We start from the raw sequence: 24,731 nt of genomic DNA on the forward strand, positions 1-24,731 counted from the left end.
CTGCCACAATGGCTGTATTGCCGGAGTGAATTGTGAGAGCCCCCGCCCCGTCCTACCCGCATCCCGCGCGGCTGATTCTGATTCTGTCGCTTGCACCGACGGTCGGTCTCGGCATCGGCCGTTTCGCCTATTCGCTGGTGCTGCCCGACATGCGCGAGCAGCTGGCCTGGTCGTATTCGGCCGCCGGCTTCATGAACACGATCAATGCCGCCGGCTATCTGGTCGGCGCATTGTTCGCCTCGCGCCTGATCCAGCGCTTCGGGCTCGCCGCATCGGTGCGATGGTCGACGCTGGCCTGCGCACTGTCGCTGGCGCTGTGCGCCATCTCGGGCAATTTCGCCGTGCTGAGCTTTGCCCGCCTGCTGGTCGGCTTCGCCGCCGCGATCGGCTTTGTCGGCGGCGGCGCGCTGGCGGCGACGATCGCGCAATCGCGCCCGGACCGCGCCAACTTCCTGCTCAGCCTGTTCTATGCCGGACCGGGCGTCGGCATCCTGGCATCGGGCCTGATCGCGCCGTTCGTGTTGCAGGGCTTTGGCGCCGGCTCGTGGTGGATCGTGTGGTGGGCGATGACCTTGCTCTCCGCGATCATGATCGTGCCGTTGTGGCTTGCGCCATTGCACGCCAATGCGATCGCCGGCGGCATCGTCCGCACCAAATTCGCCGTGATGCCGGTCCTGATCTACCTCGCCGCCTATTTCCTGTTCGGCGCCGGCTACATCGCCTACATGACCTTCATGATCGCCTATGTCCGCGACGGCGGCGGCGGCGCGGTGGCACAGAGTGCGTTCTGGAGCCTGATCGGCGTCAGCGCCTTCGTCACGCCATGGGTCTGGCGGCGGGTGCTGGCGCTCGACCGCGGCGGGCTCGCCACCACGATCATCCTCGGCGTCAACGCACTCGGCGCGGCGCTGCCGATCTTCGGCCATTCGCCGCTGCTGCTGGCGATCTCGGCGCTGGTGTTCGGCGTCGCGTTCTTCGCGGTGGTCGGCTCGACCACAGCCTTCGTGCGCCTCAACTACCCGGCTGAAGCCTGGCCGACCGCGATCGCGGCGATGACCATTGCCTTCGGCATCGGCCAGACGCTCGGGCCGATCGTGGTCGGCGCGATCACCGATGCGATGGGCAGCCTGTCATTTGCGTTGAACGTCTCGGCCGCGATGCTTGTGGTGGGGGCGGTGCTGTCGGCGTTTCAGAGGAAGGTGGGGCGGTAGTCCTCCGTCGTCATTCCGGGGCTGGCTAAGCGAGAGCCCGGAATCCATCGTAACGCAACACACGCGGCCAAATGGATTCCGGGCTCGCGCCAAGAGGCGCGCCCGGAATGACGAGGGGAGAGTTCAGCTTCCACTAAACGAATTATACCCCTGGTCTTCCCAGTAGCCGCCCTTGTAGTCGTTGGTGACTTCCATCGAGAGCACGTATTTCGGGTTCTTGAAGCCGAGTTTCGTGGGCACCCGGATCTTCATCGGGAAGCCGTAGGCGCGCGGCAGGATCTCGTCGCCGAACTTGAACGTCATCTGGGTCTGCGGATGCAGCGCCGTGCGCATGTCCAGCGGCGAGTTGTAGCCGTCCTTGTCGGCGCACTGGAACCAGACATATCTGGCGCGGGTGTCGGCGCCGACCAACTTGAGGAAATCGCGCAACGGCGTGCCGGTCCAGCTGCCGATCGCGCTCCAGCCCTCGACGCAGATATGCCGCGTCACCTGCTTGACCTGCGGCAGCTTGTACAATTCGTCGAGCGTCCACGACTTCTTGTTCTCGACCAGCCCACGCACCTCGAGCTTCCAGTCGGCGCCCGCAATCTCAGGCGCATCGTCGAGATCGTAATAGGCATTGAACGGAAACGGCTTGGTGATCATGCTCTCGGGAAAGGTCGGAGCCAGCGCGTCCGGATTGAACATCCAGGCCTGCACTGCGTCGTTGAACTTGGAGACATGCTTCAGCAGTTCCTCCGCCGACGACGAATCGACCACGTCGCAGCCGGTCAACAGCGTCAGCGCGCCGAGGCTGGTGCCCGCCGTGATGAAGCGGCGGCGCGTCAGCTCCGGCATCGTCTTCACTGCGTCGCGCACGAGCAGCTTCTTGTCGACACCGGGGATCAGGAGCTTGCGGAGACGACCCATGACAATCCTCCTACAGCATGATCCGGAAAAGTGCGAAGCGGTTTTCCGAAAAGATCATGCTCAAACAATATGAAGCTAAGGCGCGATGACGATTCATCGCGCTTTAGCGCCCGATAATCATGGCGCGCAGGCTCTTCGGCACCAGCAGCGCAAGCGCGACATGGATCACCAGGAAGGCGACGATCAGCGCCATGCAGGTGAAGTGAACATAACGGGCGAAATCGTAGCCGCCGAACAGCGAGACCAGCCAATGCAATTGCACCGGCTTCCACATCGACAGGCCGGACAGCACGATGACGACACCGACGATGATGATGCCGGCATAGAGCAGCTTCTGCACCGAATTGTACTTGCTGAGATCCTCATGCGACAGCTTGAAGGTCAGCGCCGCCCTGGTGTCGGCAATCACGCCGCCGGGAGTGATCGGCAGCAGTTTCTTGCGGAAGCGGCCGGTGGCGAAACCGAGCGCCAGGTAGACCAGGCCGTTGACCATCAAGAGCCACATCGCGGCGAAATGCCAGAGCAGCGCGCCGCCGAGCCAGCCGCCCAGCGTGATGCTGCGCGAGAAGCTGAAGCCGAACAGCGGCGAGGCGTTGTAGATCTGCCAGCCGGACATGATCATCAGGATCATCGCGACAGCGTTGATCCAGTGCACCATCCGCACCCAGACCGGCTGGATCACCTTCGCGGGCGTTGCGGTCTCTGCCTGGTGGTCGCTGACGGCAAGGCTCGTCATGGAAATTCTCTGCTCATGGTCGTTACCGGCTTATACGCCGGGAACCGGGGTTGCGTTACGGGGGCACGCCTCATCAGTTTGATATACGCCACCCGATCTGGTCACAAAAATGCGAGCCGGAGCGAGGCTCCGGCTCGCGATTTTTGAAAAGCGGGCAGGGACTAAATCGGGGCCGCCGGGTGTTACGTCGCCGGCATCAGCACAGTGTCGACCACATGGATGACGCCGTTCGACTGGTTGACGTTGGAGATCGTCACCATCGAGGTGCCACCCTTGGCATCGACGATCCAGACCTTGCCGTCCTGGTGCTTCACGGTCAGCTCCTCGCCCTCGGCGGTCTTCAGCTTCTTGCCGTCGGTGAGGTCGGAGGCCTCGAACTTGCCGGGCACCACATGGTAGGTGAGGATCTTGGTCAGCGTCGCCTTGTTCTCGGGCTTGACCAGATTGTCGACGGTTCCGGGCGGCAGCTTGCCGAACGCGGCATTGGTCGGCGCAAACACCGTGAACGGGCCCTTGCCTTCCAGCGTGCCGACCAGGCCCGCGGCCTTCACCGCAGCGACCAGGGTGGTGTGGTCCTTCGAATTGACGGCGTTCTGGACGATGTTCTTCGACGGGAACATCGCCGCGCCGCCGACCATCACGGTCTTCTCCTCTGCACGGACCGGCGCCACGGCGGTGGCGGTGATCGCGATGGCACTGAAGGCGGCGGCAGCGAGAGTGGCAATACGCTTCGACATGGTTTCGTCTCCCGATGGGTAATCGAGCCGACGCATCCGCGCCGGCGATGAAGGGACAACAACGGCACGGATGGGTTTGATGAAAGCGCCGTCGTTGGCCTGAGCTACGGGAGGTTTTCGGTGCGGTTTCCGGAATAATTCTTTGTGATTCCTGAAACCGGCTGCGGCGCCCTGCGTACACGCGACGCGGTCGCGCATTCCATTCAGCGGAATGGACGGGTGCGATGCCGCGAGCAATTTGCTTGCCGCCACCGCGCGATTGGTTCAGCCTGAGCTTGCAGGCTGCTTCGCAGAGAGCGGCTGCGGGGAGGCAATCATGAGCAGCATCACGGCTGACGGCCATGCCATGCCTGCGGTGAACGATGCAGGCACCGACATCGGCCCGCTCGAGCAGCAACACCTGCAATACGCCAACTACCGCGCCGTCGCCGGCGGCACCGAGCTCACCAAAACCCATTGGCACATCGCCACCGCCAACGCGCTCGGCTGGGGCTTTGACGGCATGGACGGCGTGATCTTCGCGCTGATCTCGCCGATGGTGATCAAGGAATTCGCGCTGACCTTGCCGGAATATCGCTCCGGCATGCAGATCGCATTGTTCGTCGGCATCGCCGGGCTTTATTTCTGGCCGTGGCTCGCCGACCGCTACGGCCGCCGCACGCTGCTCGCGGTCAACATCGCGCTGTTCTCGCTGCTGATGCCGGTCGCGGCGATGTCGCCGACCTTCGCGGTGTTCGTGATCGCACGCTCGCTCTTGTTCTTTGCGCTCAACGGCGAATGGTCGCTCGGCTCGATGCTGGTGGCGGAGACCTGGCCGGCGCGGTTGCGTGGACGCGTCATCAGCATCACCCGCTCGGCCTGGTGCCTCGGCGCCACCTCCGCAGGCGCGATCACCGGGCTGATCGCCGCCAACTATGGCTGGCGCATCGCCGTGATGGTGCCCGGCGTGATCGCGCTGCTTGCGATCTATATCCGCTCCACCTGCCCGGAATCGCCCTATTGGGTGCGGTCGCAGGACCGCAAGCGGCGCATCGCCGAGACACTGGCGCGCGGCGGCACGGTTAGCGACGACGACCGCACCTGGTTCGGCAAGGCCAAATCGGTCGGCATCCGCCAGGTCTTCATGCCCGACGTGCTGCCCTCGACATTGGTCGCGCTGTTCGTGGCCTGTGCCTCGACCTGCATCTACGGCACGGTCGGCGCCTGGATGCCGCTCTACCTCTCGACCGAGAAGCACTGGTCGACCACCGAATACAGCCTGTTCTATGTGTTCTACGGCCTGTGCGGCTTCGTCGGCCTGTGCCTGGTCGGCTGGCTGATCGACAAGATCGGCCGCCGCCGCACCTTCATCATTGCGTTGATCGAGGGCGCGGTCTTCATGACGCTCTGGGTCTATTCCGAGGACCGCGTGCTGCTGTGGACGTTCGGACTGCTTTGGTGCCTCGGCTTTCTCGGCTTCTGGGGCCCGAGCACGACGCTGACGGCGGAAATCTTCCCGACCCGGATCCGCGGCGCCGCCAACGGCGTGGTCTGGGCGATCGCCTATCTGGTCGGTTTCGTGCTGTTCCCCTTCGTCTCGATCGCGCTGCAGCAGCACACCGGCTCGTTCGCGCTGGCGTTCCTCTGCATCCCCGTGCTGATGCTCGCGATGGCGGTCGGCGTGGTCCTGTTCGTGCCGGAACATTCCGGGAAAGAGCTGAACGAGATCAGCGAGTGATCCGTCACGATTTGTAGCCCGGATGGAGCGCAGCGAAATCCGGGACAGCCTCTCCGCGGAGACCACACCGGATTGCGCTTCGCTCCATCCGGGCTACGACGTGACCGCCGCCTAATCCCGGTTCGCCGGCGTCTGGATGAACCCGCGGTTATGCGTCGGGCTGATCAGGATCTCGTTCATGCAGACCCGCGCCGGCATGCTGGCGACGAAGGCGATGGTGCGGCCGCAATCCTCGGGCTGCAGCATCTTGGCCTGCTCCGCCTCGCTCGGCACCACCGGCCGCTGCTTCAGGATCGGGGTGGCGACCTCGCCCGGCGACAGGCAGCAGGCGCGCAGGCCGTTGACGCATTCGTCCATGTTGAAAGAATGGGTCAGCGCCAGCACCGCGTGCTTGGTGGTGGTGTAGGCCGGGCCCGGCATCTTCGAGACGTGGCGGCCGGCCCAGGAGGCGACGTTGATGATGCAGCCGTCCTGCTGCTTGCGCATGGTCGGCAGCACCGCGCGCATGCAATACAGCACGCCGTTGAGGTTGACCTCGACCAGCTTGTCCCAGCCTTCCAGTTCCATATCGGCCCAGCTGCGTTTCGGCACGTTGATGCCGGCGCTGTTGACCAAAAGATCGATGCGGCCGTGCCTGGCGACGATCGCCTCTGCCGCCTTGTTGACCTCGGCCTTGTTGCTGACGTCGAGCGGGATCGCCTCGGCCGTGCCGCCCTTTTTTGTGATGTTGACCACGACGCGGTCGAGCTCTTGCTTGCGGCGGCCGGAGACCACCACCGTCCAGCCGTCCGCGGCCAGGAATTCCGCCCCGGATTCGCCGATTCCGGTGCCGCCGCCGGTGACCCAGGCCACGCGTTTCCCATGATTTGTCATGCAAACTGTCTCCGTTGCTTTCCGAAGGGCGTTTTTGCTAATCCAGCCGGACTCTTACCGGCTCTTTCGCCCCTCAGGGGATGTTGCATGAACACGACCGCCAACGCCAATCTGTTTTCCCGCCTGTTCGACGGCCTCGACGACCCCAACCGGCTCGCGATCGAGCAGCTCGACGGCAGCCGCATCACCTATGGCGATTTGATCGCGCGGGCGGGCCAGATCGCGAATGTGCTGGTTGAGCGCGGCGTCAAGCCGGGCGACCGCGTCGCGGCGCAGACCGAGAAATCGGTGTCGGCGCTGGTGCTGTATCTCGCCACCGTGCGCGCCGGCGGTGTCTATTTGCCGCTCAACACCGCCTACACGCTGAACGAACTCGAATACTTCATCACGGACGCCGAGCCGGCGCTGGTGGTCTGCGACCCCGCCAAGCTCGAAGGCATCAGGGCGATCGCGGCCAAGGTCGGCGCCAGGGTCGAGACGCTCGATCCGACCGGCAAGGGTTCGCTGACCGAGGGCGCCGACAAAGCGGCGAAGGAATTCGCGACCGTCCCGCGGGCAAACAACGATCTCGCCGCGATCCTCTACACTTCGGGCACTACCGGCCGCTCCAAGGGCGCGATGCTGTCGCACGACAATCTGGCGTCGAACTCGTATTCGCTGGTCGATTACTGGCGCTTCACCAACAAGGACGTGCTGATCCACGCGCTGCCGATCTACCACACCCACGGCCTGTTCGTGGCCAGTAACGTGACGCTGTTCGCGCGCGCCGCGATGATCTTCCTGCCGAAGTTCGATCCGGACCTGATCATCAAGCTGATGGCCCGCGCCACCGTGATGATGGGCGTACCGACCTTCTACACCCGCCTGTTGCAGAACCCGGGCCTGAACAAGGACGCGACAAAACACATGCGGCTGTTCATCTCGGGCTCGGCGCCGCTGCTCGCCGACACCCATCGCGAATGGTCTGCCCGCACCGGCCACGCCGTGCTCGAGCGCTACGGCATGACCGAGACCAACATGAACACGAGCAATCCCTATGACGGCGACCGCGTGCCCGGCGCGGTCGGCTTCGCGCTGCCCGGCGTCTCGGTGCGGGTCACCGATCCCGAGAGCGGCAAGGAGCTTCCTCGCGAGACCATCGGCATGATCGAGGTGAAGGGCCCGAACGTATTCCAGGGCTATTGGCGGATGCCGGAGAAGACCAAGGCCGAATTCCGCGCTGACGGTTTCTTCATTACCGGCGACCTCGGCAAGATCGACGACAAGGGCTACGTCCACATCCTCGGCCGCGGCAAGGATCTGGTGATCTCCGGCGGCTTCAACGTCTACCCGAAGGAGATCGAGAGCGAGATCGACGCCATGCCCGGCGTGGTCGAGTCAGCCGTGATCGGCGTGCCGCATGCCGATTTCGGCGAAGGCGTCACTGCAGTGCTGGTTTGCAGCAAGGGCGCCGATGTCAGCGAAGCCTCGGTGCTGAAGGCGCTCGACGGCCGGCTGGCCAAGTTCAAGATGCCCAAGCGCGTCTTCGTGGTGGACGAATTGCCGCGCAACGCGATGGGCAAGGTGCAGAAGAATATTTTGCGGGATACGTATAAGGATATTTATTCGAAGCGATTTCCGTAGCCCGGATGAAGCGAAGCGAAATCCGGGACTAGCCTATCCACAGCAAGAACCCCGGATTACGCTTCGCTCCATCCGTGCTACGCACCGCCCAACAGGCTGATCACGAACCGGCCGCCGACGATGAAGAGATAGGCTCCGAACGCCACCTCCAGCGCGCGCTTCGACAGCGCGTGCGCGACCTTGACGCCGAGCGGCGCGGTGACCAGCGTGGTCGGCATCACCAGGAGCGCGCCGATCAGCGAGACATAGCCGAGCGCGAACGGCAATTGCAGCGCGGCGACGTCGGGGAAGCGCGCGGCGGCGGGCCAGCCGGCATAGACGTAACCCAGCGCGCCGGGGATCGAGATCAAGACTGCGAGCGCGGACGAGGTCGCGACCGCCTGATGGATCGGCCGGCCGTAGAAGGTCATCAGCAGGTTGGCGAACAGCCCGCCGCCGATGCCCATCAATGTCGACAGCAGGCCGACGAAGAAGCCATAGACGCGCATCAGAAAACCCCTCGGCACGTCGTCGCCGAACTTCCAGGTCTCGCGCGCCAACAGCAGCCGCGCCGCCGCCGACCAGGCCACCATCACGAACACGATCTTGAACAGCCGCTCCGGCGCGAAGCGCGCGGTGACGCTGCCGGCGGCGACGCCGATCACGATCGGCAGCCACCAGCGCTTCAGGATCTCCATGTCGACCGCACCGCGGCGGTAATGGGCACGGAACGAGCTCAGCGAGGTCGGGATGATGATCGCGAGCGAGGTGCCGATGCAGAGCGGCATCCGCACTTCCAAGGGCACGCCGGCGAGGCGAAAGCATTCGTAGAACACCGGCACCAGGATCGCGCCGCCACCGATGCCGAACAGGCCGGCGAGGAAGCCGGACAGCGCGCCGACCGCGATCAGCAGCAGCGCAAGCTCGAGCAATTCCCTGGGATCGAGGCCGGCCATCATGTCCTTCATCTGTGTTCGGCGCGCGGCCGCAGTTGTGCCGCGGCGCCGTCTTCAGAGAGCAATAGCCGCTTTTCGGATTCGGGAGTATCTATGCTGTTGCGCAGGCTCTGTTGCGAAATGCGGAAGGATCGGGCTTGGACCAGCTTGCGGCGATGGCGGCCTTTGTCCGGGCGGTTGAGACCGGCAGCCTGTCGGCGGCGGCACGCTCGCTGCCGAGCTCGCTGACCTCGGTCAGCCGCCAGATCAGCGCGCTTGAAGAGCATTTCGGTACCCGCCTGTTGCTGCGCACCACCCGCCAGCTCGCGCTGACCGATGACGGCCGGATCCTCTATGAGCGGGCGAAATCGGTTCTCGGCGAGATCAAGGAGATCGAGGCGGCGCTGGCCCGCGATCCGCAGCAGCCGTCGGGCCGGATCAGGCTGAGCTCGCCGAGCCTGATCGGACGGCTCGTGATCGCGCCCTTGCTGGTCGAGTTTCTGCGCCGCTATCCGGCACTGTCGGTCGACCTGCTGTTGATCGATCGCGCCGTCGACATGATCGAGGAGGACATCCATCTGGCCATTCGGATCGGCCGGCTGCGCGACTCGCAGCTCGTCACCCGCAAGCTCACCGATCTGCAGATGATCGTGTGTGCATCACCGAATTATCTGGCCCGGCACGGCGAGCCGCGAACGCCGAGCGATCTTGCGACGCATGACTGCCTGGTGTTTTCCGATTCGCCTGGCAGCGCGGAGTGGCGCTTTGCCGATGGATCGAAGACGGGCCGCAAATTCCGCATATCCGGTCGGCTCTGGATGAATAGCCTCGACGCGCTGGTTGCTGCGGCGCGGGATGGTGCTGGCATCGTCCGTGTGCCGTCGTGGCAGGTACAGTCCGATCTCTTGAACGGCCGGCTGCAACGCCTGCTGATCGACCATGAGCCGGCGCCGACGCCATTGCATTTGATGCTTCAGCCGGCGCGCCTCGCATCGCCTAAGATCAGGGCATTCGTCGATTATCTGGTGGAACAATGGGGCAGGATCGACGCCTTTCGGGGCCCGTAAGGCGGCATCTGAGCCCGGCGGTAAAGGCCGTGAATATTGATTCACTTCTTAGTCCATTCGACCTTGCATCTGGTATACCACCCTGCGGATCAACCAGAATTCGGCAACTCTAACAATGAACTTCGGTTCGAGCGAAGGCTATTTGGCCGTTGCGCGGGGTGAGTCTAGTCCGTAAATAGAACTCCTCTACCGCGTTCCCCGATGGGCCGGGCGCGGTCCCTCACATCATAAAGCCCGCCGATGACCCGCCAGGATCGAACGACCGCTTTCACCCCATTTGCAGACCTACCGGTGGACGCTGACGATGGCGCTGTCCATCGTTCACCGTGCCACAGGTGTGGCACTCTATTTCGGCACCCTGCTGCTGGCCTGGTGGCTGATCGCCGCCGCCTCCGGCCCGACCGCCTATGCCAACGTCCAGGCCTTCACCGGCAGCGCGATCGGCAAGCTGATCGTGTTCGGCTACACATGGGCGCTGATGCACCATCTGTGCAGCGGCATCCGGCATTTCGTCTGGGACCTCGGCTACGGCTTCAAGGCCAATGAGCGCGAAGCCCTGACCTGGGGCGCGCTGGTCGCCGGCATCGCGCTGACCGTGCTGGTCTGGATCATTGCCTACGCGGTTGGAGGTGGACGATGAGCGGCCCCTCCTCGATGCGCACGCCGCTGGAACGCGTTCGCGGCCTCGGCTCGGCGCACACCGGCACCGGCGATTTCTGGCGCCAGCGCCTGACCGCGGTCGCGATGACGCTGCTGATCGTCCCCGTCATCGTCGTGATGATCATGCTGGTCGGCCGCAACCACGCCGGCGCGGCGCAGATCCTCGGCTCGATCCCGATCGCCATCATCCTCTTGCTCTTCATCGTCGCCAGCGTCTGGCACATGAAGATCGGCATGCAGGTCGTGATCGAGGACTACATCCACAACGAGAAGCTGAAGATCGCCAGCGTGATGGCAAACAACTTCTTCTGCGTCGCGGTCGCATTGGCCTCGATCTACGCAATCCTCAAATTGTCGTCGGGAGTTTGACCCATGGCCACTCAAGGTTTGGCCGCTGAAAGTAACGGCAAGGCCACCAACGGCAGTGGCCCTGCCAGCAATGGCAAGGCCTACCCGATCCAGGACCACACCTATGACGTCGTCGTGGTCGGCGCCGGCGGCGCCGGCCTGCGCGCGGTGGTCGGCTGCTCGGAAGCGGGCCTGCGCACGGCCTGCATCACCAAGGTATTCCCGACCCGCTCGCACACCGTTGCGGCGCAGGGCGGCATCTCGGCCTCGCTCGGCAACATGCATCCGGACGACTGGCGCTGGCACATGTACGACACCGTGAAGGGATCGGACTGGCTCGGCGACCAGGACGCGATCGAATACATGGTGCGCAACGCGCCCGACGCGGTCTACGAGCTCGAGCATTGGGGCGTGCCGTTCTCGCGCACCGAGGACGGCAAGATCTATCAGCGCCCGTTCGGCGGCATGACCATGGACTACGGCAAGGGTCAGGCGCAGCGCACCTGCGCCGCGGCCGACCGCACCGGCCACGCCATGCTGCACACGATGTATGGCCAGTCGCTGCGCCACTCGGCCGAGTTCTTCATCGAATTCTTCGCCATCGACCTGATCATGGACGACCAGGGCGTCTGCCGCGGCGTGATCGCGCTCAAGCTCGATGACGGCACGCTGCATCGCTTCCGCGCCCAGACCACGATTCTCGCGACCGGCGGCTATGGCCGCGCTTACGCCTCCTGCACCTCGGCGCACACCTGCACCGGCGACGGCGGCGGCATGGTGCTGCGCGCCGGCCTGCCGCTGCAGGATATGGAGTTCGTCCAGTTCCATCCGACCGGCATCTACGGCTCGGGCTGCCTCGTCACCGAAGGCGCCCGCGGCGAAGGCGGCTATCTCGTCAACTCCGAAGGCGAGCGCTTCATGGAGCGCTACGCGCCGTCGGCCAAGGATCTTGCCTCGCGCGACGTCGTCTCGCGTGCGATGACGATCGAGATCCGCGAAGGCCGCGGCGTCGGCAAGAAGAAGGACCACATCTTCCTGCACCTCGACCACCTCGATCCGAAGGTGCTGCATGAGCGGCTGCCGGGCATCTCCGAATCGGCGAGAATCTTCGCCAATGTCGACGTCACCCGCGAGCCGATTCCGATCGTGCCGACCGTGCACTACAACATGGGCGGCATTGCCACGAACTATCACGCCGAGGTGCTGACCAAGCGCAACGGCGACGACAACTCGGTGGTGCCGGGCCTGATGGCGATCGGCGAGGCCGCCTGCGTCTCGGTGCACGGCGCCAACCGCCTCGGCTCCAACTCGCTGATCGACCTCGTGGTGTTCGGCCGCGCCGCGGCGCTGCGCCTCGCCGACAAGCTGACGGCGAACGCCAAGCAGCCGGAACTGCCGAAGGACTCGGCCGACCGCGCGCTCGGCCGGCTCGACCACTTCCGTCACGCCTCCGGCGGCACGCCGACCGCGAAGCTGCGCGACAGCATGCAGCATGTGATGCAGAACAATTGCGCGGTGTTCCGCACCGGCGAGGTGCTGCAGGAAGGCCAGAACCTGATCCACAAGGTCTATGGCGGCGTCGGCGACATCTCGGTCTCGGACCGCTCGCTGGTGTGGAATTCCGACCTGGTCGAGACGCTGGAATTCGACAATCTGATCGTGCAGGCGGTCGTGACGATGGATTCGGCCGCGAACCGCACCGAGAGCCGCGGCGCACATGCGCGCGAGGATTTCTCGGCGCGCGACGACAAGAACTGGATGAAGCACACGCTGACCTGGATCGATCCGGCCGGCAAGACCACGATCGATTACCGTCCCGTCCACGACTACACGATGACCAACGATGTGCAGTACATCCCGCCGAAGGCGCGGGTTTACTGAGAACGAAGGCGAGCAAGCATGGTTGAATTCGCACTTCCGAAGAATTCGAAGATTTCCGGCGGCAAGACCTGGCCGAAGCCGGCCGGCGCCACCGAGACCCGCGAATTCCGGGTGTATCGCTGGAATCCGGACGACGGCAAGAATCCGAGTGTCGACACCTACTATGTCGACACCAATGATTGCGGTCCGATGGTGCTGGACGGTCTGATCTGGATCAAGAACCACATCGACCCGACGCTGACCTTCCGCCGCTCCTGCCGCGAGGGCGTCTGCGGTTCCTGCGCGATGAACATCGACGGCCAGAACACGCTGGCCTGCACCAAGTCGATGCACGATGTCGGCGCCGGCGGCGCGGTGAAAGTCAATCCGCTGCCGCACCAGCCGGTGGTCAAGGACCTGGTCCCCGACCTCACCAATTTCTACGCCCAGTATGCCTCGATCGAGCCGTGGCTGAAGACCACGACGCCGACGCCGCAGAAGGAGTGGAGGCAGAGCCACGAGGACCGCGAGAAGCTCGACGGTCTCTACGAGTGCATCCTGTGCGCCTGCTGCTCGACCTCGTGCCCGAGCTATTGGTGGAACAGCGAACGCTTCCTCGGCCCCGCCGCGCTGCTGCAGGCAACGCGCTGGGTCACCGATTCCCGCGACGAAGCGACCGGCGAGCGGCTCGACAATCTCGAGGATCCGTTCCGCCTCTATCGCTGCCACACCATCATGAACTGCGCCAAGGCGTGCCCGAAGGGTCTCAATCCCTCGGAAGCGATCGCCGAGCTCAAGTTCAAGATGGTCGAACGCCAGATCTGATCCGACACCGCCGCGGCTGGCGCTGGTATCAGTGGCCAGCCGCCGGCCGGATCAGGATATCCGCGCCGACCGCATCGGCGCCGGGCCGATCGAGGTCGAGCACGACGTCGACGATGCTGTGATCCTCCGGATCCATCGTGACGGTGAAGCCGAGATCGCGGCACATCCCGATCATGGTGGTGTTCTCGGTCAAGACCTGGCCGGACAGGCGCTTCAGTCCCTCCGACCGCGCATAGTGGATCAGGAGCTGCATCAGCGCCCAGCCGAGGCCTTTGCCCTTCAGATCGGACTGCAGCAGGATCGCGTATTCGGCGTTCTGGTACAGCGAATCCGAATGCAGCCGGACCGCGCCCATCATCTCGCCGGTCGCCGGATCGAGCGCCACGAAGGCCATCGCGCGCGCATAGTCGAGCTGGGTCAGGCGCGCGATGAAGGCGTGCGAGAATTCCTTCATCGCGTGGAAGAAGCGCAGCCTGAGATCCTCGGCGGTGACGCGCTTGAAGAAATCGGCGACCATCGGCTCGTCCTCGGGACGCATCGGACGCACCGTGACATGCGAGCCGTCGCGCAGCGCCAGCTCACCTTCCCACTGTGACGGATAGGGCCTGACCGCGAGCCTGGTGTGGCCGGCAAACAGCCGCGTCGGCTTGCGAATCGCCACCCGCGCATCGAGCGCCAGCACGCCGCTCTCGTCGGCCAGCATCGGATTGATATCGAGCTCGGCGACCTCGGGAATGTCGGCGGCCATCTGCGCCAGCTTGACCAGAGTGAGCGGCACCACGTCGGCCGGGACGGCCGGCACATCGCCATAGCCGCCGAGCAGCCGCGACACGCGGGTGCGCCCGATCAGTTCACGGGCGAGATTCATGTCGAGCGGCGGCAGCGCCAGCACCTTGTCGTTGATCACCTCGACCGCCGGACCGCCGCGGCCGAACACGATCACCGGGCCGAAGGTCGGATCGTCGGCGATGCCGAGGATCAGCTCGCGCGCCGCACGCCGCACGATCATCGGCTGGATCGTCACGCCTTGCAGCGTCGCGTCCGGCCGCGCGCTGCGTGCCCGTTCCATCACGGTCCTGACGGCCTCGACGACGCTGTCGCTGGTGCGCAGGTCGCGGATCACCCCGCCGACATCGGAGGCGTGCCGGATGTCGCGCGAAAACACCCTGACCACGATCGCGTGCCCCGCGGCGAGGAACGGCGCAGCCTTCGCGGCGGCGTCCTCGGCACTGTCGGCGACGAGGGTCGTCACGATCGGAATGCGATAGGCCTCGAACAGCGCGACGATCTCGGCCGGATCGAGCCAGGCGCGTCCCTCCGACAACGCCTTCACGACGACGTGCCGCGCCGCCGGGGTCTCGGGCGTGAACACCGATGCGACGCCGGGCGGCGTCGCGGCGAGCGCGGTGGAGGCCTCGCGGTAGCGCACCAGATACATGAAGGCGCGAACCGCATCATCCTCGGTCGGGAAATGCGGAATCCGCGCCGCCTCGAAGATCGCGCCGGTGCGCTCGTCGGCGCCGACCCAGGCCGCCAGCACCAGGGCCGCGACGGCGCTGCGCCTGGTCCTGCGGTCGCGCACGCACTGCGCCACCGCTTCGGCAATGCCCACGGCCGGCGCCACCGCGGTCTCGACATTGGCGACCAGCACCGCGTCGCTGTTGGCGTCATCGAGCAGGGCGTTGAGCGCCACCACGTAGCGGGCGGCATCGGCATCGCCGGCGATGTCGACCGGATTGGCGCAGGACCAGCCCGGCGGCAGCATCTGGTCGAGCCGTTCGATGGTCTCCGTCGTCAGCGTCGCCGGAACGCCGCCGAGCTCGGCCAGCCGGTCGGTCGCGAGGATACCAAGGCCGCCGCCATTGGTCAGGATCGCAAGCCGGTTGCCGCGCGGCACGAAACCGCGGCCGAGCAGCTCGGCGCAATCGAACAGCTGGCGCAGGTCGTAGACCCGCAACATGCCCGCGCGGCGGAACGCGGCGTCATAGACCGCATCCGAGCCGGCCAGCGCGCCGGTGTGGGTCGCGGCGGCCTTTGCGCCCGGCGCCATCCGCCCAGATTTGACGACGATGACCGGCTTCATGCGCGCCGCGGCACGCGCTGCCGACATGAACTTGCGCGCGTCCTTGACCGCTTCGAGATAGATCAGGATCGCGCTGGTGTGATCGTCGAGCGCGAAATAATCCAGGAGGTCGGCGACGTCGACGTCGAGCTGGTCGCCGATCGACGCGATGCCGGAGAAGCCAAGCCGCCGCTCCGCCGCCCATTCGATCATCGCCGACGCGACCGCGCCGGACTGCGAGATCAGCGCGACATGTCCGTCGGATGGCTGATGCGAGGCGAAGCTCGCATTGAGCTTGGCGCGCGGCACCATGATGCCGAGGCAATTCGGCCCGATCAGGCGCATGCCATGCTGCCGTGCCGTCTGCGCCACCGTCTCCGCGAGCGAGCCCGCGCCGTGGCCGAGACCGGCCGACAGGATCGCCGCGCCGGCAACGCCGGCGTGAGCTGCCTCCGCGACGATCTCCGGAACCGCCGCCGCAGCCGCGCTGATGACGACGAGGTCAGGCACGAACGGCAGTGACGTCAGGTCGGGAACGGTCGGCTCCCCATCGACCTCGGCATAGTGCCGGTTGACGACGCCGAGCTTGCCGGCAAAACCGCTCGCCCTGATGTTCCGAAGCACCGCCGCGCCGAGCGACGACAGGCGTGGACTGCCGCCGACCACCGCGATGCTTCGCGGCGCAAATACCCGCTCCAGGCCGTAAGTCGACATTGCATGGTCTCGCAGGGAGCGCGTAATGCGCTTCGGATGAACTCTACTTCCTCGTTCGACCCATTGTAACCGCTGCAACCTCTGGCCCGTGTGACGGAACCCAATACGCCGTCTAATGGAGGCCCAGCGCCTGCGCCAGATTGAAGGTCAGGAAACTCGCGGCATAGGCCAGCACGAGCATGTAGAGGAACGTCACCACCATCCACTTCGCGCCGCCGGTCTCGCGGCGGATCACCGCGAGCGTCGAGGCGCATTGCGGGGCGAAGATGTACCAGACCAGCATCGACAGTGCGGTCGCCAGCGTCCATTTCTGCGCCAGCACCTGGCCGATCGCATCCGCCGCTTCCTTGCCGCCCTCGATCGAATAGACGGTGCCGAGCGCCGCGACCGCGACCTCGCGCGCCGCCATGCCCGGGATCAGCGCCACCGCGATCTGCCAGTTGAAGCCGATCGGCCGCAGCAGCGGCTCGAGCGTATGGCCGATCATCGCCGCGAAGCTGTAGTTGATCGCGGGCCCCTCGGCGCCGGCCGGCGCCTGCGGGAACGAGGCCAGGAACCAGATCAGCACCATCATCGAGAGGATCGTGGTGCCGGCGCGATACAGGAACATTTTTGCGCGGGTGAACACGCCGATCGCGATGCTCTTCAGCCGCGGCACCTTGTAGTCGGGCAATTCCAGCATGAACGGCGCCGGCGCGTGGTCGCGCCACAGGAAGAATTTTGCGATCGCCGAAACCGTCAGCGCGCTGGTGATGCCCGCGGCATACAGCCCGAACATCACGAGGCCCTGCAGATTGACGAAGCCCCACAGCGTGGTTGCCGGAACGAAGGCCGAGATGATCAGGGTGTAGACCGGAATCCGCGCCGAGCAGGTCATCAGCGGCGCGATCAGGATCGTGGTCAGGCGGTCGCGCCGGTTGTCGATCACCCGCGTCGCCATGATGCCGGGAATCGCGCAGGCGAAGCTCGACAGCAGCGGAATGAAGGCGCGGCCGTGCAGTCCGGCGCCGCCCATGATGCGGTCCATCAGGAACGCGGCGCGCGCCATGTAGCCGAAATCTTCCAAGAGCAGGATGAACAGGAAGATGATGATGATCTGCGGCAGGAACACGATGACGCTGCCGACGCCGGAGATCAGGCCGTTCTGCAGGAAGCTCTGCAACAGGCCCCAGCTTTCCGGCAGCAAATCATGGATCAATTGCCCGAGCGCCGAGAAGCCGTCCGACAGCATTTCCATCGCCGGCTGCGCCCAGGTGAACACCGCCTGGAACATCACGAACAGGATCACGGCCAGGACCACAAGACCCCAGACCGGATGCAGCACGACCGAATCGATCCGGTTGGTCAGCGTGTCCGGCTTGGTCGGCAGCGTCACCGCCGCAGCGATGATGCGGTCGGCCTCGCGCTGCGCGGCCTTGAGATCGGCGATCGTCGGCGTCGTCCACTCGCTCGCCGCCGCCTCATGCGACCGCGCCAGGAATTCGTCGGTCCGCTTCAACAGCTCGTCGACGCCGCCCTTGCGCACCGCGACCGAGGTCACGATCGGCAGGCCCAGCTCCTGCGACATCCGATCGAGATCGATCGTGACGCCGCGGCGCCTCGCGATGTCGATCATGTTGAGCACCAGCATCATCGGCCGGCCGACGCGCTTCAGCTCGAGCACCAGCCGCAAGGTCAGCCGCAGATTGGTGGCGTCGGCGACGCAGAGCACCAGATCAGGCACCGCCTCGCCGTCGAAGCGACCGAGCACGATGTCGCGGGTGATCTCCTCGTCCGGGCTGCGGCCGCGCAGCGAATAGGTGCCGGGCAGATCGAGCACGGTGACGCTGCGGCCCTCCGGCGTGACGAAGCCGCCGGATTTGCGCTCGACCGTGACGCCCGGATAGTTGGCGACCTTCTGGCGGCTGCCGGTCAGGCTGTTGAACAGCGACGTCTTGCCGGTGTTCGGGGCACCGACCAGCGCCAGGCGCAGGGATGCGGTGGTCATTCGACGATCACGGCCATGGCTTCGCTCCGGCGCAGCGCAATCGTGATGTTGTCGACGCGCACCGCGATCGGATCCCGCCGGATCGTGCCTTCATGCAGGATTTCGACGCGCGCGCCTTCCACAAACCCCATCTCGACCAGGCGCTGCTCCAGCTCCTGCGGTGAAAGCGATGAGCCCGTCACGAGCGCATCGAGCCTGATGATCTTGCCGACAAAACCGCGATCCGCATGTCCGAGCCGGGTATCCGGGAAATTGCCGTGGGAGCTGTTTGGATCGCCTGTCATGCGGCCTGTTTTTCAGCAGGTAGTCACAGGGTCAAGCATTTGCCCGTGAGAGGTTTTAGAACTCCTAAAAACAGCGCCCCGGCACGCCATCCCGCCCGATTTTGCGCTTGACGGCCGACGATGTGCTAACGAGGTCGTGATGGCGCCGAACAGCACCCGCCCTCCGCCGCGGATGTAAGCCGGCACGCACTTGATCGATCCCGGTTGGCCTCCGGTAACCTTGACTTGTCGCCGGGAGGCGAAGCAGCCCCAGCGCCGCGCGCCAGGACAGGGATTCGCTTTCTCCGGCGCAACGGTTTGCGTTAATGTTGCTGCGGAGCCGGAGCGCCCGTGCAGACCGCACACCGCAATTCGCTGAGACTGCTGCAATGGATGATGGCCGCCTCGCTGGCCCTTCCGCTGGCGCTGTTCGCGTTTGCCTCCGCGATGTCCTGGATTTCGACCAGCGACGCCGCCGACCAGGAGATCCAGCGCACGCTCGACGTCGCCCATGAGCACGCGCTCAAGGTGTTCGAGACCATCGACCGCGGCCTCGCCGAGGTCACCGAGGTGATCCGCGGCATGAGCGACGCCGACATCGCCGCACGCGAGAAGAGCCTGCACCAGCGGTTGCGCGCGGTCGCCGAGGCGCTGCCCCAGGTGAAATCGGTCTGGGTGTTCGATGCCAACGGCCGGGCCCTGGTCAACAGCCTGGTGGAGCCAGCCCCCGACGTCGATTTCTCGGACCGGGACTACTTCCGGATCCATGCCGAAGGCGACATCGGCACCTATATCGGCGAGGTGCTGACGCCGCGGCCGCCCTATCTGGGCGCCCGGTTCTTCAGCGTCGGCCGGCGCCGCAACAACGAGGACGGCAGCTTTGGCGGCGTGATCCAGGCCTCCGTGCTGCCGGAATATTTCGAGAGTTTCTACGGCAAGATCGGCCGCGAGCCGGGCAGCTTCCTGGCGCTGATCCGGACCGACGGCGCGGTGCTGGCGCACTTTCCCGTCATCGACCACCCCACCCGGTTCGAGCCGAGCGGACCGCTCGGGCAGCAGCTCGTCGCCCATCCGCAGGCCGGGACCATGACGATTCAGTCGCCGGCCGACGGCATTGAGCGGCGCATGCGCTATGAGCGGCTGGCCGAATACCCGATCTATGTCAGTGCCGGCCTCGAAACCGCGGCGATCCGCTCGCGCTGGGTGTCGACCATGGCCCAGCACCTGGTCTTCGGCATCCCGGCCACCGCCCTGCTGTTCGGCCTGCTCGCGCTCGCCTACCGGCGCACCCAGCGCCTGGAGGAAGAGGCCACCCGGCGCATCGAGGCCGAGGAGGCGCTGCGCCATGGCCAGCGGCTGGAGGCGCTCGGGCAGCTCACCGGCGGCGTCGCGCATGACTTCAACAACCTGCTCACCGTGATCCGCGCCTCGGTCGACATGCTGCGGCGGCCGGATCTGCCGGAGCCGCGGCGGCAGCGCTACATCGATGCGATCTCCAATACCGTGAACCGCGCCGCCAAGCTGACCACCAACCAGCTGCTGGCATTCGCGCGCCGGCAAACCCTCAAGCCCGAGGTGTTCGACGCCAGCCAGAACGTCCGCACCCTGAGCGAGATGATCACCACCCTGATCGGCTCGCGGGTCGAGATCACCGCCCAGGTGCCGGACGAGACCTGCCTGGTCAATGCCGATGCCGGCCAGTTCGAGACCGCCATCATCAACATGGCAGTGAACGCGCGCGACGCCATGGACGGCGTCGGCCGGCTCACGATCGCAGTCCGCGTCGTGGACAAGCTGCCATCCACGACGAGCACTCCACCAGGCTCGCACGGCCATGTCGCCGTCACGGTGACCGATACCGGCGTCGGGATTCCGCAGGAACTGTTCGGCCGTATCTTCGAGCCGTTCTACACCACCAAGGAGGTCGGCCACGGCACCGGCCTCGGCCTGTCGCAGGTGTTCGGCTTCGCCAAGCAATCCGGCGGCGAGGTCACCGTGACCAGCGAGGTCGGCAAGGGCTCGACGTTCACCTTGTATCTGCCGCGCGTCGTCGGCGGACCCGGCGCGCAATCGCCGCTCACCGAGGATGCGCCGTCGGTCGATCCGACCAGTGCGTCGGTGCTGATCGTCGAGGACAATGCCGAGGTCGGAAAATTCGCCGCCGATACGCTGACCCAGCTCGGCTGCACCTGCGTGCTGGTGGAGAACGCCACCCACGCGCTGGAGGAGCTCGCGGTCGACCCTGATCGCTTCGACCTGGTGTTCACCGATGTCGTGATGCCCGGCATGAGCGGCATCGAGCTTGCGGAGGAGATCCGCCGGCAGGGCCTCGATCTGCCGATCGTGCTCGCCTCCGGCTACAGCCAGGTGCTGTCGCAGCAGGGCAGCGGCGGCTTCGAGCTGCTGCAGAAGCCCTATTCGGCCGAGCAGCTCGCCCGCGTGCTGCACAAGGCCGCGCGCTCGCGCCGGCTGAAGCGGGACCAGGCGCCGGCGGGGTGAGGTGGTGACGTATCCCACAAACGCCGTCGTCCTGGCGAGGGCCAGAAGGCCATAACCACCGAACTCCGTGATGGACGGGACCGTGGCCCCAGTGTCGGACAACAATTGAGATTTGGGCTCATGGGTCCAGGCTTGCGCCCATCGGCGTTAAAATAGGCTTGTGTGGCGGAATCGTTTGTGATTCCAGCATGGAATGACACACGAATCGCTGGTGAATGGCGACTGGGCGGGCGTCGTGACCCGGCTCGGTGGGGCAGAAGCACTCAATCGCACGGCACGTGAGACGAAGGCTTTCGTGCGTCCGCGCGAGATTAGGAGTGCGGTGGATTTGCTGCGGCTGATCCTGGCTTATTGTTTGAGTGAGCGGGGACTTCGCTCGACGGCGGCATGGGCGACATCGGTCGGCCTTGTCGACATTTCCTGCGTGGCGTTGCTGTATCGTTTGCGTCAGTGCGGAGATTGGCTGGCGCTGCTGGTGGGTCAGGCGCTTGCTGCCGCTGCCCCGAAGGCAAGCCGAGGTCGCTTGATCCGGATCATCGATGCTACCACGGTGCCGAAGAAAGCGCTGGATGCCAGGAAGAAGAACGAGGTGTGGCGCATTCACAGCGCGTTCGATCTTCCGCAGGAACGATTTGGCCACTTCGAACTGACCGATCAGCAAGAAGGCGAGACGCTCGACCGGATCCCGGTGGTTGCGGGCGAAATCCGTCTTGCCGATCGGGCCTATTTGCAGCCGGAACGCATGGCACGGCTGATCGAGGCCGGCGCAGACTTCGTCATTCGGGCTGGTTGGAAGAGCGCGCGCTGGCTCGATTGCAAAGGCTGTGCGCTGGACCTCATGGCTGAGCTGCGCAAGGCGGCGGAACGAGGCCTCATCGATTGTCCGATTTGGATCAAACCCAAGCACGGCGCGCCGCTCGCCGTGCGTCTGGTCGCCATCAAGAAGCCGCAACAGGCTGCTGCCGAGGCACGACGCAAGGCGCACCGGACCGCACAGAAGGGAGGCCATCAGCTCTCCAAGCAAACGCTTGAGGCCGCCGATTGGGTCATCCTGGTCACCTCACTTGCTCCGGATGACTTCACCGCGGATGATGTTCTCGCCCTCTATCGCCTGCGCTGGCGGATCGAACTGGGCTTCAAGCGACTGAAGAGCCTGATCGGCCTGAAGGGGCCGCCGGGAACTGACGAACGAACGGCCCGACCTCACATCCTCGCTCATCTGCTGGTTATTCTCTTGCTCGAGCCGCTTGTCGACGAACTCGAGGACTCTCCCCGCTTGGCGGACGCCGCCTGACCCGCCCCGGCGCGTGGCGCTTGCTCCGCCAACTCGTCGCCTCACTCCTGCAGGCGATCATTCCGCAGCCGACAATGGCTCGCCTTCGCCGATCTCTCTCCACTCTTCGCCGACACCTCCGCGAGCCCCCGAGGAAAAAGCGCCGCTATCAAACCATGTATCCACTACCTTAACGCACATGGGCTTGCGCCAGGACGACGATGACTGTTCCCGATTCAAGGCGTCAAACGCACGGCTCAGCGTCGCATTCTCGCGACATCCGTCGGGTCCATCGGCTGCCCCTCGGAACCGCAATGGAACCTTCTGATTTCGCTCGCGTTGTCACGCGATGGCCAAGGCTAAGGCAAAATCCAGATCGTCGAAGGGGGCCTCGCCGGCCAAGGCCACCTCGCCCCGGAAAGCGAGTGCGAAGCGTGCCGGCGCCGCAGACGGCGACGCCGCACCGAGCGGAGCGGACGACAAGGAGGCCGACGGCAAATCGGAGCTCGTCGAGGTCGTCGCCGAAGACGGCGACCATGTCGAACCGCCACCGCCGGAAATTCTCGAGCCCGATCCCGAATTGTCGCCCGAAGAGGCCGAACAGGCGCGCAAGGATTATCTGCTGACGCGGTTCTGGATCAGCGCGCGCGGCTATTGGGGCCGCAACGGCGATCGGCTGGCGTGGCTGTTCACGATCGGCCTGCTGCTGCTGATCGTCGCCAACGTCGCCGTGCAGTACGGCATCAATGTCTGGAATCGCGCGATCTTCGATGCGATCGAGAAGCGCGACTCGGCGTCAGTGTTCCATCTGACGGCCATCTTCTTCCCGCTTGCGATCGGCAGCGTGCTGTTGGGTGTCGCCCAGGTGTTCGGCCGCATGAGCATTCAGCGGCGCTGGCGCGCCTGGCTGACCAATGCCGTCGTGTCGCGCTGGCTGGCCAATGGGCGTTACTACCAGCTCAACCTCGTCGACGGCGATCACAAGAATCCGGAATACCGCATCGCCGAGGATCTGCGGATCGCAACCGACTCGCCGGTCGACTTCGTCGCCGGGGTGACGTCGGCGCTGCTGTCCGCCGTTACCTTCATCATCGTGCTCTGGACGATCGGCGGCGCGCTGACGGTGACGCTCGGCGGCTCGTCGATCAGCATCCCGGGCTTCCTGGTGATTGCCGCCATCATCTACGCCGCGATCGCGTCCGGCTCGATCACCGCGATCGGCCGCCGCTTCGTGCAGATATCCGAGGACAAGAACCAGGCCGAAGCCGAATTCCGCTACACGTTGACGCGCGTGCGCGAGAATGGCGAAAGCATCGCGCTGCTCGGCGGTGAAGCCGAAGAACGCGACGGCATCGACAGGACGTTCTCGAACGTATTGCGGCAATGGGCACGGCTCGCCGGACAGCACATGCGGACGACGCTGGTGTCGCAGGGATCGAATCTCATTGCGCCGGTAGTCCCCCTCTTGCTGTGCGCGCCGAAATTCCTCGATGGCAGCATGACGCTCGGCCAGGTGATGCAGGCCGCGTCCGCCTTCACCATCGTGCAGACTGCGTTCGGCTGGCTGGTCGACAATTATCCGCGGCTCGCCGACTGGAACGCATGCGCGCGCCGCATCGCCTCGCTGATGATGTCGCTCGACGGGCTCGAGCGCGCCGAGACCGGCGACGGCTTCGGCCGCATCAAGCGCGGCGAGACCGCGGGCGAGGCCATGCTGAGTCTCAACGATCTCTCGGTCACGCTCGACGACGGCACGGCCGTGGTCGGCGAAACCGAGGTCGACGTCGAGGCGGGCGAGCGGCTGCTGGTTGCCGGCGAATCCGGGACCGGAAAGAGCACGCTGGTGCGTGCCATCGCCGGCTTGTGGCCGTGGGGCGGCGGCAGCGTCGGCGTGCACCCGGACCGCCGCCTGTTCATGCTGCCGCAAAAACCCTACGTGCCGTCGGGCACGCTGCGGCGCGCAGTCGCCTATCCCGGTGCGGCGGAAGACTGGAACGTCGAAGAGATCGGCGAGGCCCTGCACAAGGTCGGCCTCGACCATCTCAAGGACAAGATCGAAGAGGATGCGCCGTGGGACCAGACGCTGTCCGGCGGCGAGAAGCAACGGCTCGCCTTTGCGCGCCTGCTGCTGCACAACCCCGACATCGTCGTGCTCGACGAGGCGACGTCGGCGCTCGACGAGAAGAGCCAGGACAAGATGATGGAGATGGTGACGACGGAGTTGCCGAAGGCGACCATCGTCAGCGTCGCCCATCGGGTCGAGCTCGAAGCGTTCCATAGCCGCAAGATCGTGCTGGAGCGCCGCAAGGGCGGCGCCAGACTGGTCAGCGACGTCGACCTGATTCCGCGCAAGGGCAAGCGACGGCTGCTGGGACGCTTCCTGCGGCAGCGCCAGGCATCGAGCAAGGCCGCATAACGGACGTTGGCGCTCCCGCCAAAACCGGCTATGCATG

19 protein-coding genes are annotated in these 24,731 nt (G+C 65.4%); 11 read left to right on the plus strand and 8 right to left on the minus strand.

What is annotated here, in order from left to right:
• Positions 1-32: 32 nt before the first annotated feature.
• Positions 33-1,211, plus strand: a complete 1,179-nt coding sequence (locus tag ACVMB0_RS07375) for a YbfB/YjiJ family MFS transporter (RefSeq protein WP_461345784.1) — start codon at positions 33-35, stop codon at positions 1,209-1,211.
• Between the two features lie 123 nt (positions 1,212-1,334).
• Here ACVMB0_RS07375 and ACVMB0_RS07380 read toward each other — a convergent pair whose 3' ends face one another.
• From ACVMB0_RS07380 to ACVMB0_RS07390, 3 genes are all read right to left on the minus strand, one after another.
• Positions 1,335-2,120 carry a molybdopterin-binding protein gene (locus ACVMB0_RS07380; protein ID WP_461345785.1) on the minus strand — a complete coding sequence of 262 codons (786 nt, stop codon included), beginning with the start codon at positions 2,118-2,120 and terminating at the stop codon, positions 1,335-1,337.
• Positions 2,121-2,223: 103 nt separating this feature from the next.
• A complete protein-coding gene (locus ACVMB0_RS07385; protein WP_461345786.1) occupies positions 2,224-2,856 on the minus strand; it encodes a cytochrome b/b6 domain-containing protein in 633 nt (210 codons plus the stop codon).
• Between the two features lie 182 nt (positions 2,857-3,038).
• On the minus strand, positions 3,039-3,593 hold the full coding sequence (locus ACVMB0_RS07390) for a fasciclin domain-containing protein (RefSeq protein WP_461345787.1): 555 nt from the start codon (positions 3,591-3,593) through the stop codon (positions 3,039-3,041).
• A 316-nt stretch (positions 3,594-3,909) separates the two neighbouring features.
• Here ACVMB0_RS07390 and ACVMB0_RS07395 point away from each other — a divergent pair, with 316 nt between their 5' ends.
• The gene (locus ACVMB0_RS07395) at positions 3,910-5,310 is read left to right on the plus strand and encodes an MFS transporter (protein WP_456751464.1); all 1,401 of its coding nucleotides are present in this window, start codon (positions 3,910-3,912) and stop codon (positions 5,308-5,310) included.
• Between the two features lie 111 nt (positions 5,311-5,421).
• Here ACVMB0_RS07395 and ACVMB0_RS07400 read toward each other — a convergent pair whose 3' ends face one another.
• On the minus strand, positions 5,422-6,183 hold the full coding sequence (locus tag ACVMB0_RS07400; protein WP_461345788.1) for an SDR family oxidoreductase: 762 nt from the start codon (positions 6,181-6,183) through the stop codon (positions 5,422-5,424).
• A gap of 87 nt (positions 6,184-6,270) precedes the next feature.
• On the opposite strand from ACVMB0_RS07400, the gene ACVMB0_RS07405 reads away from it, so the two are divergent.
• Positions 6,271-7,806, plus strand: coding sequence for a malonate--CoA ligase (locus ACVMB0_RS07405; protein ID WP_461345789.1), 1,536 nt, complete (start codon positions 6,271-6,273; stop codon positions 7,804-7,806).
• A 77-nt stretch (positions 7,807-7,883) separates the two neighbouring features.
• On the opposite strand, the gene ACVMB0_RS07410 is transcribed toward ACVMB0_RS07405, so the two are convergent.
• Positions 7,884-8,744, minus strand: coding sequence for a sulfite exporter TauE/SafE family protein (locus ACVMB0_RS07410; protein ID WP_461349614.1), 861 nt, complete (start codon positions 8,742-8,744; stop codon positions 7,884-7,886).
• Between the two features lie 134 nt (positions 8,745-8,878).
• On the opposite strand from ACVMB0_RS07410, the gene ACVMB0_RS07415 reads away from it, so the two are divergent.
• The 5 genes from ACVMB0_RS07415 (at position 8,879) to ACVMB0_RS07435 (ending at position 13,480) form a co-directional block, all read left to right on the plus strand.
• Complete coding sequence (locus ACVMB0_RS07415) at positions 8,879-9,787, plus strand: LysR family transcriptional regulator (RefSeq protein ID WP_461345790.1); 909 nt, start codon at positions 8,879-8,881, stop codon at positions 9,785-9,787.
• 253 nt (positions 9,788-10,040) lie between these two features.
• A complete protein-coding gene (gene sdhC, locus ACVMB0_RS07420; RefSeq protein WP_461349615.1) occupies positions 10,041-10,427 on the plus strand; it encodes a succinate dehydrogenase, cytochrome b556 subunit in 387 nt (128 codons plus the stop codon).
• Between the two features lie 14 nt (positions 10,428-10,441).
• Positions 10,442-10,816, plus strand: a complete 375-nt coding sequence (gene sdhD, locus ACVMB0_RS07425) for a succinate dehydrogenase, hydrophobic membrane anchor protein (RefSeq protein WP_456756374.1) — start codon at positions 10,442-10,444, stop codon at positions 10,814-10,816.
• A gap of 18 nt (positions 10,817-10,834) precedes the next feature.
• Complete coding sequence (gene sdhA, locus ACVMB0_RS07430) at positions 10,835-12,676, plus strand: succinate dehydrogenase flavoprotein subunit (protein ID WP_456756373.1); 1,842 nt, start codon at positions 10,835-10,837, stop codon at positions 12,674-12,676.
• 18 nt (positions 12,677-12,694) lie between these two features.
• Positions 12,695-13,480 (plus strand): succinate dehydrogenase iron-sulfur subunit, encoded by a 786-nt coding sequence (locus tag ACVMB0_RS07435; RefSeq protein ID WP_021078861.1) that lies wholly within the window; start codon positions 12,695-12,697, stop codon positions 13,478-13,480.
• A 28-nt stretch (positions 13,481-13,508) separates the two neighbouring features.
• On the opposite strand, the gene ACVMB0_RS07440 is transcribed toward ACVMB0_RS07435, so the two are convergent.
• From ACVMB0_RS07440 to ACVMB0_RS07450, 3 genes are all read right to left on the minus strand, one after another.
• Positions 13,509-16,256, minus strand: a complete 2,748-nt coding sequence (locus ACVMB0_RS07440) for a bifunctional acetate--CoA ligase family protein/GNAT family N-acetyltransferase (RefSeq protein ID WP_461345791.1) — start codon at positions 16,254-16,256, stop codon at positions 13,509-13,511.
• 112 nt (positions 16,257-16,368) lie between these two features.
• A complete protein-coding gene (gene feoB, locus ACVMB0_RS07445; RefSeq protein ID WP_461345792.1) occupies positions 16,369-18,243 on the minus strand; it encodes a ferrous iron transporter B in 1,875 nt (624 codons plus the stop codon).
• Positions 18,240-18,527 carry a FeoA family protein gene (locus tag ACVMB0_RS07450; RefSeq protein ID WP_456751459.1) on the minus strand — a complete coding sequence of 96 codons (288 nt, stop codon included), beginning with the start codon at positions 18,525-18,527 and terminating at the stop codon, positions 18,240-18,242. Before ACVMB0_RS07450 ends, feoB begins: the two co-directional genes overlap by 4 nt.
• Positions 18,528-18,857: 330 nt before the next feature.
• Here ACVMB0_RS07450 and ACVMB0_RS07455 point away from each other — a divergent pair, with 330 nt between their 5' ends.
• The 3 genes from ACVMB0_RS07455 (at position 18,858) to ACVMB0_RS07465 (ending at position 24,694) form a co-directional block, all read left to right on the plus strand.
• Positions 18,858-21,005 (plus strand): hybrid sensor histidine kinase/response regulator, encoded by a 2,148-nt coding sequence (locus ACVMB0_RS07455; RefSeq protein ID WP_461345793.1) that lies wholly within the window; start codon positions 18,858-18,860, stop codon positions 21,003-21,005.
• 211 nt (positions 21,006-21,216) lie between these two features.
• Positions 21,217-22,299 (plus strand): IS4 family transposase, encoded by a 1,083-nt coding sequence (locus ACVMB0_RS07460; RefSeq protein WP_461345437.1) that lies wholly within the window; start codon positions 21,217-21,219, stop codon positions 22,297-22,299.
• 328 nt (positions 22,300-22,627) lie between these two features.
• Positions 22,628-24,694 carry an ABC transporter ATP-binding protein/permease gene (locus ACVMB0_RS07465; protein ID WP_461345794.1) on the plus strand — a complete coding sequence of 689 codons (2,067 nt, stop codon included), beginning with the start codon at positions 22,628-22,630 and terminating at the stop codon, positions 24,692-24,694.
• Positions 24,695-24,731 lie beyond the last annotated feature (37 nt).

This window comes from Bradyrhizobium sp. USDA 4451 (genome assembly GCF_054822585.1).